General features: G+C 60.9%; 8 protein-coding genes. 5 read left to right on the top strand and 3 right to left on the bottom strand.

Features of this window, described 5'->3' with window-relative positions:
- Window positions 1-2406 (top strand): efflux RND transporter permease subunit (locus MOV75_RS18010; protein WP_247006304.1); only part of this gene is annotated, 2406 nt, incomplete at its 5' end.
- Window positions 2407-2603: 197 nt separating this feature from the next.
- On the opposite strand, the gene MOV75_RS18015 is transcribed toward MOV75_RS18010, so the two are convergent.
- The 3 genes from MOV75_RS18015 to MOV75_RS18025 all read right to left on the bottom strand — a co-directional run bounded on the left by MOV75_RS18015 (window position 2604) and on the right by MOV75_RS18025 (window position 6294).
- Complete coding sequence (locus MOV75_RS18015) at window positions 2604-3788, bottom strand: amidohydrolase (protein WP_246925452.1); 1185 nt, start codon at window positions 3786-3788, stop codon at window positions 2604-2606.
- A gap of 54 nt (window positions 3789-3842) precedes the next feature.
- On the bottom strand, window positions 3843-5261 hold the full coding sequence (locus MOV75_RS18020) for an amidase family protein (protein ID WP_246925450.1): 1419 nt from the start codon (window positions 5259-5261) through the stop codon (window positions 3843-3845).
- Window positions 5262-5340: 79 nt separating this feature from the next.
- A complete protein-coding gene (locus MOV75_RS18025) occupies window positions 5341-6294 on the bottom strand; it encodes an alpha/beta fold hydrolase (RefSeq protein ID WP_247006306.1) in 954 nt (317 codons plus the stop codon).
- 111 nt (window positions 6295-6405) lie between these two features.
- Here MOV75_RS18025 and MOV75_RS18030 point away from each other — a divergent pair, with 111 nt between their 5' ends.
- From MOV75_RS18030 to MOV75_RS18040, 4 genes are all read left to right on the top strand, one after another.
- Window positions 6406-7035 (top strand): TetR/AcrR family transcriptional regulator, encoded by a 630-nt coding sequence (locus MOV75_RS18030; protein ID WP_246925446.1) that lies wholly within the window; start codon window positions 6406-6408, stop codon window positions 7033-7035.
- Window positions 7036-7301: 266 nt separating this feature from the next.
- Window positions 7302-7763 (top strand): universal stress protein, encoded by a 462-nt coding sequence (locus MOV75_RS18035; RefSeq protein WP_246925443.1) that lies wholly within the window; start codon window positions 7302-7304, stop codon window positions 7761-7763.
- A 78-nt stretch (window positions 7764-7841) separates the two neighbouring features.
- On the top strand, window positions 7842-7970 hold the full coding sequence (locus tag MOV75_RS42470) for a hypothetical protein (protein WP_007600646.1): 129 nt from the start codon (window positions 7842-7844) through the stop codon (window positions 7968-7970).
- Window positions 7971-8149: 179 nt separating this feature from the next.
- Window positions 8150-8518, top strand: a complete 369-nt coding sequence (locus MOV75_RS18040) for a rhodanese-like domain-containing protein (protein ID WP_246925439.1) — start codon at window positions 8150-8152, stop codon at window positions 8516-8518.
- The last annotated feature ends 178 nt before the right edge of the window (window positions 8519-8696 follow it).

Here is an 8696-nt window from a genome sequence, read left to right on the forward strand (position 1 = left end):
ACCGGTGCGCTCGACGGCGCCAAGGCCGTCGCCGAAACCCCGGTCGAGAGCAACGGCCGCGTGTTCCGCCTCGGCGACATCGCCACCGTCACCCACGGCTATGTCGATCCGCCGAGCTTCGTCGTCCGCCAGGAAGGCAAGGCCGCGATCGGCATCGGCCTCGTCACCGCCAAGGGCGCCAACATTCTCGAGCTCGGCAAGGAGGTCGAGAAGGCGACCGCGGAGTTCATGAAGGCGGTGCCGCAGGGCATCGACGTCAAGCTGATCGCCGACCAGCCCAAGGTGGTCGAGCACGCCGTCGGCGAGTTCGTGCACTCCTTCATGGAAGCGCTCGTCATCGTGCTGTTCGTCTCGTTCCTGGCATTGGGCTGGCGCACCGGCATCGTGGTCGCGCTCTCCGTGCCGCTCGTGCTCGGCATCGTCTTCATCGTCATGAACACGATGTCGCTCGACTTGCACCGCATCACGCTGGGTGCGCTGATCATCGCGCTCGGCCTGCTCGTCGACGACGCCATCATCGCGGTCGAGATGATGGTGGTGAAGATGGAGCAGGGCTGGGACCGCATGCGCGCGGCGTCATTTGCCTGGGAATCTACTGCGTTCCCGATGCTCACGGGAACGCTGGTCACGGCCGCTGGCTTCCTCCCCATCGGCTTTGCCAATTCCGCGGTCGGCGAATATGCCGGCAGCATCTTCTGGATCGTGGCGATCGCGCTGGTCGCCTCCTGGTTCGTGGCCGTGATCTTCACGCCCTATATCGGCGTCAAGCTGCTGCCGGAGATGAAGGCGCACCACAATCACGACCCGCACGCGGTCTACGAGACCCGCATGTACCGCGGCCTGCGCGCCATCGTGCGATGGTGCGTCAATCACCGCATCACCGTGGTGGCCGCAACCGTCGGCGTCTTCATCGCCTCGGTCGTCGGCTTCGGCCATGTCCAGCAGCAGTTCTTTCCGCTGTCCGAGCGGCCCGAGCTGTTCCTCCAGCTGCGCCTGCCCGAGGGCACCGCCTTCAACGTCACTGAGAAATCGGTGAAGGAGGCGGAGAAGCTGCTGAAGGGCGATCAGGACATCGCGACCTACACCGCCTATGTCGGCCAGGGCTCGCCGCGCTTCTGGCTCGGCCTCAACCCGCAGCTTCCGAACGAGGCCTTTGCCGAGATCGTCATCGTCGCCAAGGGCGTCGAGGCGCGCGAGCGCATCAAGGCCAAGATCGAGAACGCGGCTGCCGACGGCATGCTGTCCGAGGCGCGCGTGCGCGTCGATCGCTTCAATTTCGGTCCGCCGGTCGGCTTCCCCGTCCAGTTCCGCGTGATCGGTCCCGACGCCAACAAGGTGCGCGAGATCGCCTACCAGGTTCGCGACGTCATGCGGCAGAACAAGAGCGTCAAGGACGTCCAGCTCGACTGGAACGAGCAATCGCCGTACCTCAAGCTGGTCGTCGACCAGGATCGCGCCCGCGCCATGGGCCTGACCCCGCAGGACGTCTCACAGGCGCTCGCGATGCTGATCTCGGGCGCGCAGGTTACGACCATCCGCGACGGCATCGAGAAGGTGGCCGTGGTCGCCCGTGCGACCCCCTCCGAACGTCTCGATCTTGGCGGCGTCGGTGATCTCACCATCACCTCGCGCAATGGTGTGGCCGTGCCGCTGCAGCAGATCGCCAAGATCGAGTATTCCCACGAGGAGCCGATCATGTGGCGGCGTAACCGCGACATGGCCATCACCGTGCGCTCGGACGTCGCCGACGACGTGCAGGCGCCCGATGTCACGGGTCAGATCACGCCGAAGCTGAAGCCGATCATTGACCGCCTCGAGCCGGCCTACCGCATCGAGGCGGGCGGCGCGTTCGAGGAATCCGCCAAGGGCAACGCCTCGATCTTCATCCTCTTCCCGCTGATGGTCATGGTGATGCTGACGCTGCTGATGATCCAGCTTCAGAGCTTCTCGCGCCTGATTCTGGTGTTCCTGACCGCCCCGCTCGGCATCGTGGGCGCCTCCTTCGGCCTCAACGTCGCCAATGCCCCGTTCGGCTTCGTGGCGCTGCTCGGCCTGATCGCGCTCGCCGGCATGATCATGCGCAACACGGTCATCCTCGTCGATCAGATCGAGACCGATGTTTCGCACGGCCTCACCAGGCGCGAGGCGATCATTGAGGCAACCGTCCGCCGCGCCCGTCCGGTGGTGCTGACCGCGCTCGCCGCCATCCTTGCCATGATCCCGCTGTCGCGCTCGGCATTCTGGGGCCCGATGGCGATCACCATCATGGGCGGATTGTTTGTCGCGACGTTCCTGACGCTCTTGTACCTGCCGGGCCTCTACGCCCTCTGGTTCCGCAAGAGCCTGGACGAGGCCGGCACGCCCGAGCAGATGGTCGAGATCGCCATGCAGGAGGACTGGGCGTAGCGCCAATCGACTACATATAGCGGATATCTTCTCGACCACTGCGCCACGTCGTGTGGGTCACGGCTACCGACTCACGAATTTTGGTTTCTTTATTTCGCAGAAGAAGTCCAAGCGACGTGGCCATTCTATGATCGGAAAGGCTCATGGCTTGATCGGCGGTGCTGGCTTTTCTGCTGTGACGTACCGCGCAACCCGGTCTAGGTCGCCGACTCCTCGGTCTCGAAGGCAGTTCGGCTTTGCTGCCGCAAGGTCTCATCGCAAAAGAAATCTAGCGCGGTCATGGCAATCGCCTTTGCGCCATCGATTATCGCCGCATCCCCGTCCGGCGAACCGGCGTATTTTGCAAACTCCGGATCGTGCAACATTACGCCGAAAGGAGCACAAGAGATCAACGGATGCAGGGTCGGAATACGGACGCTGACATTGCCTATGTCTCCGCCCCCTGCAGGTAGACCACGGTAGTCGATGAACTGCCGTCCGAGTGACTGTGCATTGCGCTCATATGCGTCGGCGAGCGGAAGGTTTACTTTCATGCCGAGATAGTCAGCATCGGACCAGCGGATCTCCACCTCACAGCCGGCGACGGATTTACCTCGACGAAGACAATCCTCGATGGGCTTTTTCAATGCCCGGAGTTGTTCCAAAGTGGCAGCGCGTACAAAATAGTGCGCTTGCGTCTTCGCCGGGAAAACATTTGGAACAGACCCGCAGCAAGGGATTACGCCGTGGATCTGCTCGCCTCGTTCAAACGTCTTCCGGAGTTCGACGATCGCTTGGTGCGCAACTGCGGCGGCGTCGACAGCGTAAGCGGACGTGCCCGTTCCAAGGACGGGGTGCCCGGTCCGCCCCGTATAGGTGACGTACACTTCCGAAATAGGATTGGTTCGGACGGCTTTGGTTTCGACGCAGGCCGGATGAAGCATCATCGCAGCGTCCACCCCGTCGAAGGCTCCAGCACGTGCCATTAGCTCCTTGCCGCACCCGCGTTCCTCCGCAGGCGTCCCCAGGTAGCGCACCGATCCAGGCATGTTCCCGCGAAGAGAGTAAAGCGCGAGCGTCGCTCCCAACCCGATCGCAGCGATCATGTTATGACCGCATGCGTGGCCTACCTCCGGCAATGCATCATATTCGGACATGATTGCAATGCGCGGTTGCGTCGGAACGCCAAATTCTGCACTGAGCGCCGTCTCGAGACCGAAAGCTCCCTCGACTACTTCCAGGCCGTACTTTCTCGCCGTGGAAGCCAGCAGCGAAGCCGCCTGACGCTCGTCGAATGCCAATTCCGGCAGGGCGTGGATGCGATGGCTGACATCGATGAGTTGGGACGCAAGCCTGTCGACTTCCTGGCAGGATCTGGTCTTCAGATTAGCCCTGACATCCATTGAAGTCTCCCATGAGTTTGATCATCAGCATCAGCGAACATCGGTAAGTTGGACTTAGAAAACAGGCTTCGGGATCAATGGCAGTTCTCTTTCGACCGCGAGCGCGATGCTGAGGAGCGCCGCATCCGAGCCCGGCAGCGCGTCGATGCAGAGACCAACGGGAAGGCCGCCCTTCGTCATGCCTGCGGGGATCGAAATGCTGGGCATGCCGGCAATGGACGTTGGATCGGTGCTGCGAATATAGGCCGAGAGAGCGGGTATCTGCTGGCCATTCCACGCCACCGCTCCATCTGCTCCGACCGCACGCGCAGGAAGTGGCGTCGTGGGAAGAACCAGGGCATCGAGTTGCTCTCGAGCGAAGCAATTTCGATAGGCTTCTATGACGGCTGGACGTCCTGCTTGCAGGATTGCGACATAGTCGTGGTGGTGGATCGGATTATTAAGCAGGGCTGTCTGGAAAAGCCCGCGCTCGATGGGCCCTGCTACCTGATCGACTACTTGCCAGGCGGTGACGGGACATCGGTGGCGATTCAGATACGCAGCGACGTCGCGCAACCCCTCATACATGATGATCGGCACAGAGATCTTGCTGACAAGCTCTTCGATGTTGACAACTTCAGTCTCGATCAGAATGGCGCCGCCGTCCGCCAGTTTACCGAGTGCTGCGTCTATGACTGCGCTGACGTCCTGATCAAGATCATTGTAGAAGTAAGGACGGGGGATGCCGAGTCGCTTGCCGGCGAGCGATCCGGCGACGGTCGGCATGTCGCCGGTAACCGCCCAATCAGCCAACATGGCGTGAGTGACGTCGCGCGCAAATGTCCCGATTGCGTCACGAGTCAGCGAGAGCGGAATAAGACCATCAGCCGGATATCTCCCGATTGTCGGTCGAAAGCCGACACATCCGCTCAACGATGCTGGAACGCGGCAAGACCCCGCCGTATCGGTCCCCAACGCTATGGGCACAATTCCCGCAGCCACGGCAACCGCGCTGCCACCGCTGCTGCCCCCGGCAATGACGGCCGGATCGTAAGGATTCTTGACGCGACCGAAGGTCGGATTGTCGGAGGTGACTCCTGCAGCCAATTCATGGAGATTCGTCTTGCCGACCATGACCGCACCCGCCGCGGTCAAGCGTTTCACGATCAAAGCATCTGACGGCGGCCGCCATTCGCGCAACGCCGGGGTGCCACCGGTACAGGCAAATCCTCTTACATCAATATTGTCCTTGACTGCGATCGGCATCCCCGCGAGCGGCAGGCATTTTCGGGATGTCGCTTGACACTCCGACTCGTCTCTTTCGGCAAGAGAGATAAACGCATTCAGATGCGACAATTCGTTCGCGCGAGTGACCGCCGTCGAAGCCTCAGCTCCGGCGTTCCTCGCCCTGGCAGCAAAGTCATTCGAAAGCGAAAGCAGCTCGATGCATTGCGAAGCATCAGCCAGTTTCGGCGCAGCGGCAGAAGGGACCATTATTTTCTCCGTGTATCTTGCAAGCGCCAGAGAATGAGAATTGCGGGGCAGGCCATCGTGATGGCGAACTGCTGGCTCGTCACGCGGAAGGAGCTTCCGCCAGACGTTTGAGGATTAGGCCAGTCGTCTCATCCGATCGCTCGTGGTGTGGTAAGTGCCCGACATCCGGCAGCACATGAACCTTCGCCCTCTTGAGCGCTTCCCTGAGGCGTGCGACTTGCGGCAGCGGAGTAACACGGTCCCGATCTCCCCAGATCACCAAGATCGGCAGACGCGAGTCTGAACTTGCGTAGCTTGCAGTCGCGTCGTGGATCGGCATATTGCGGACCGAGGACAACAATGCCCGCTTAAATCCCTTAAACTCCAATTCGGGTGCATAGCGCACGCGGAGCCAGTCCTTGAGAGCGCCATCGGTGGAATAGTCGTCGATCCGCTTCAGTAGGAGGCGGGTCCCAACCAGGCTGAAGAGAAAGGATCCCAGGATCGGGATCATGAACAGGCGCGACCCTTTGCTCATATGCACGCCAAATCCGTCCGGCCCGATGAAGCAGAGCGAACGCACCAAGCCGGCGTGACGGACGGCGAATTCTGAAATGATGGGGCACCCGAAGGCGAGTCCCATCAGATGCACTTTCTGCTTGATCTGCAACGCAGAGAGCAACTCGAACAGTTGGTTATCGAAAAGATCGCTATTGTACGGGACACCTGGCCTATCGGAGTAACCACGCCCCAATAGGTCATATCGGATTACGCGATAGCCTGCTGCCGCGAGCTTGGAGGGGAGATCTCCCCATATCCATTGGGGCAGAGTTGCGCCGGGCACCAACACAATCACCTCGCCCGAGTCTGGCCCCTCGGCAAGCCAATGCGTTTGGCCGACGCTCAAACTGACGAACCGGCCAGGGGCTTTCGCCCGCGCTGCGTCATTCATGGAGACGCGTTCTCGGGCAGCGTAACGCAATGCGAGGAGTATGAGCAGAATCCCGACAGTCACGGCGAACACGACCTCACCAAATGAAATATTCCCGGTCATCCATGAGCTCCACTGACTAACGGTCAGTCATAATTGATGACTGACCGTTAGTCAATGATGTGTTATGTCGGGAAAACATGGTTAGACCCCGAGCGCCGGAGAGAGGATGTGATGCAACCGAGGACGTCCAAGCGTGGGAGTCGGACCAAAGACGCGGAAGAACGGCGAGCCGACATTCTAGCGGCCGCCGCGCAGATCTTCCGGGAAAAGGGAATTACAGAGACCTCGATCGAAAGCATTACCGAGAAAGCTGGCATCGCCAAGGGCACATTCTACCTCCACTTCAAATCGAAGGATCACGTCGTAGCGAGGCTGTGGGAAGTCTATCTCGAAGGCTTCGTCAGTATCGCTCGCGAGCGTCTCGATGCTGCGTCGAAGGATACCGAGTGGCCGTCACTGTTCGCAGACCTGCTTGAACAGCTTGTGACCCACGCGCTTGATCATGCGGAACTCCATCGAACGATCTACCAAACGGCCGACGCGAAGGCGCTTGATCTTTGTCGTGAGATGAACGGAAAGACGATGGCACTGATTTCAAAAGTCATCGTGCGGGGGGTCCATGCCGGTGCATTTCAGTGCACCACCCCCGAACTCACAACGTCACTAATTTATCACGGAGCGGACGGCCTTCTACACGAGGTTATCCTTGGCTCTCGCTCGATCTCGAAAGCGAAAATCGTGCGCACGATCCAGGAATTTGCCGACCGGACCCTTCTGGTAGGACAACGAAAAGGGGCTTGATGCTGGGCCCCCTTACATACACGCTCTTTCCGCGAACTTACTCGGACAGCTTCGTCGAGTTGAGGATTGTGGCGAGAGCGTACTCAATAGCTCCGGTCACCTTCGCGGATTCGCAGGCTTGTGAATCAAATGCAGTCCTACCGTAACAGCAGCCTTTCGATCCGCTGACGGCGAGACCGGAGCCAACACGGGCGCATGGACCCACGGCGCGCATCGGACCATACTCCCCAGGCATCACTTTGTTCGACGAGCAAGGGAGCCACCGGATGTACGCCAACATTCTCTTGAGCACGGATGGATCGGACGTCGCGAGAAAAGGCGTCGAGCATGGCATCACCCTGGCGAAGGCCTTGAACGCCAGGCTCACGATCATCACCGTGACGGAAGCGCTGCCGGTCGACTATGGCAGCGGACACGCCTCGGGATGGATTCCGACACAGGACGAGATCGACAGTTTTGACGCAGCTTGCAAGGCCCGTGCGGGCAAGGTGCTCGATGACGCGCGCGCGATGGCGGAGCAGATCGGCACGCCTGCAGAGCTCCTGCATGTTCCGAATGCGCACCCGGCGACCGCGATCATTGAAACGGCAAAGTCCAGGGCATGCGACCTGATCGTCATGGCCTCTCATGGGCGTCGCGACCTCAGGAAGCTGTTTCTGGGCAGCCAGACATCCGAGGTCCTGGTGGACGGAAGCGTGCCGGTGCTGGTGGTGCCGAAGCCCGCATGAGTGTAGGGCTTATTTCGCACCGCCCGGCTGTTCCGCCGAGCATCCGCATGAGACGCCGTGTGGCGGCAGGAGAATTTCATGACCAGTGAAAAAGGCCCGAACATCAAGAAGAAGCAGAAATGCAAGAATTGCGAGGGCAAAGGCTTGCTCAAGAAGGGCGACAAGGTCGTGAAGTGCCAGCGCTGCAAAGGCACGGGGGTGCGGTGACGTTGCGTCGAGGTCCGCTGTAACATGCGGTTGCTCGGCAGCCAGTTGCGCACTTCCCACCAAGCCGGCGCCTGGTGCGCGACGAAGCGGCTTTTCCGGCATACCATCCTCCCGCGACAGGAGGAGGCGAAGCGCGACCAATGTGCTATCCTTCCCCGTAAGCAACAGCGGAGGAAACCATGCCAACCAGCGTCAAGCAGATGCTCGAAGCCGCGAATGCGGCGGTCCCCAAGATCACGTCGGACGAGGCGGCCGAGATGATCAAGAGCGGCAACACGCTGGTCGTCGACGTTCGCGATGCGCCGGAGGTCGCGGCCAGCGGCAAGATCGAAGGCGCCGTGCATGTCTCGCGGGGGATGCTGGAGTTTCGCGCGGATCCGGAATCGCCCTATCACGACAAGGCGTTCGACAAGAGCAAGAGCGTGATCCTTTACTGCGCCTCCGGCGGCAGATCCGCGCTCGCCGGCAAGCTGCTGAAGGATATGGGCTACGAGAAGGTCTACAACGTCGGCGGTTTCAAGGATTGGACCGGGGCGGTCGAGAAATAGCGGCCATCGGCCGATCGCTCCCTTGGGCGAGGCCGATCGCTCCCTTGGGCGACCAAGTCGCCCGATCGATCAGTTTCCGAACAGATTGACGGCGCCGCCCTGCCGGGGCTCGTCGCCGCCGAATGCCATCACTGGCGCTTCGGCGCGCTGCTCCGCTTGCGGCTGCGAATTGCGCCTT

This window comes from Bradyrhizobium sp. PRIMUS42 (assembly GCF_023006515.1).
GTDB lineage: Bacteria > Pseudomonadota > Alphaproteobacteria > Rhizobiales > Xanthobacteraceae > Bradyrhizobium.

Coding starts and splice junctions, on each gene's coding strand:
- MOV75_RS18015 (WP_246925452.1), bottom strand. CDS start 3,788: ATGGATGTCAGGGCTAATCTGAAGACCAGATCCTGCCAGGAAGTCGAC.
- MOV75_RS18020 (WP_246925450.1), bottom strand. CDS start 5,261: ATGGTCCCTTCTGCCGCTGCGCCGAAACTGGCTGATGCTTCGCAATGC.
- MOV75_RS18025 (WP_247006306.1), bottom strand. CDS start 6,294: ATGACCGGGAATATTTCATTTGGTGAGGTCGTGTTCGCCGTGACTGTC.
- MOV75_RS18030 (WP_246925446.1), top strand. CDS start 6,406: ATGCAACCGAGGACGTCCAAGCGTGGGAGTCGGACCAAAGACGCGGAA.
- MOV75_RS18035 (WP_246925443.1), top strand. CDS start 7,302: ATGTACGCCAACATTCTCTTGAGCACGGATGGATCGGACGTCGCGAGA.
- MOV75_RS42470 (WP_007600646.1), top strand. CDS start 7,842: ATGACCAGTGAAAAAGGCCCGAACATCAAGAAGAAGCAGAAATGCAAG.
- MOV75_RS18040 (WP_246925439.1), top strand. CDS start 8,150: ATGCCAACCAGCGTCAAGCAGATGCTCGAAGCCGCGAATGCGGCGGTC.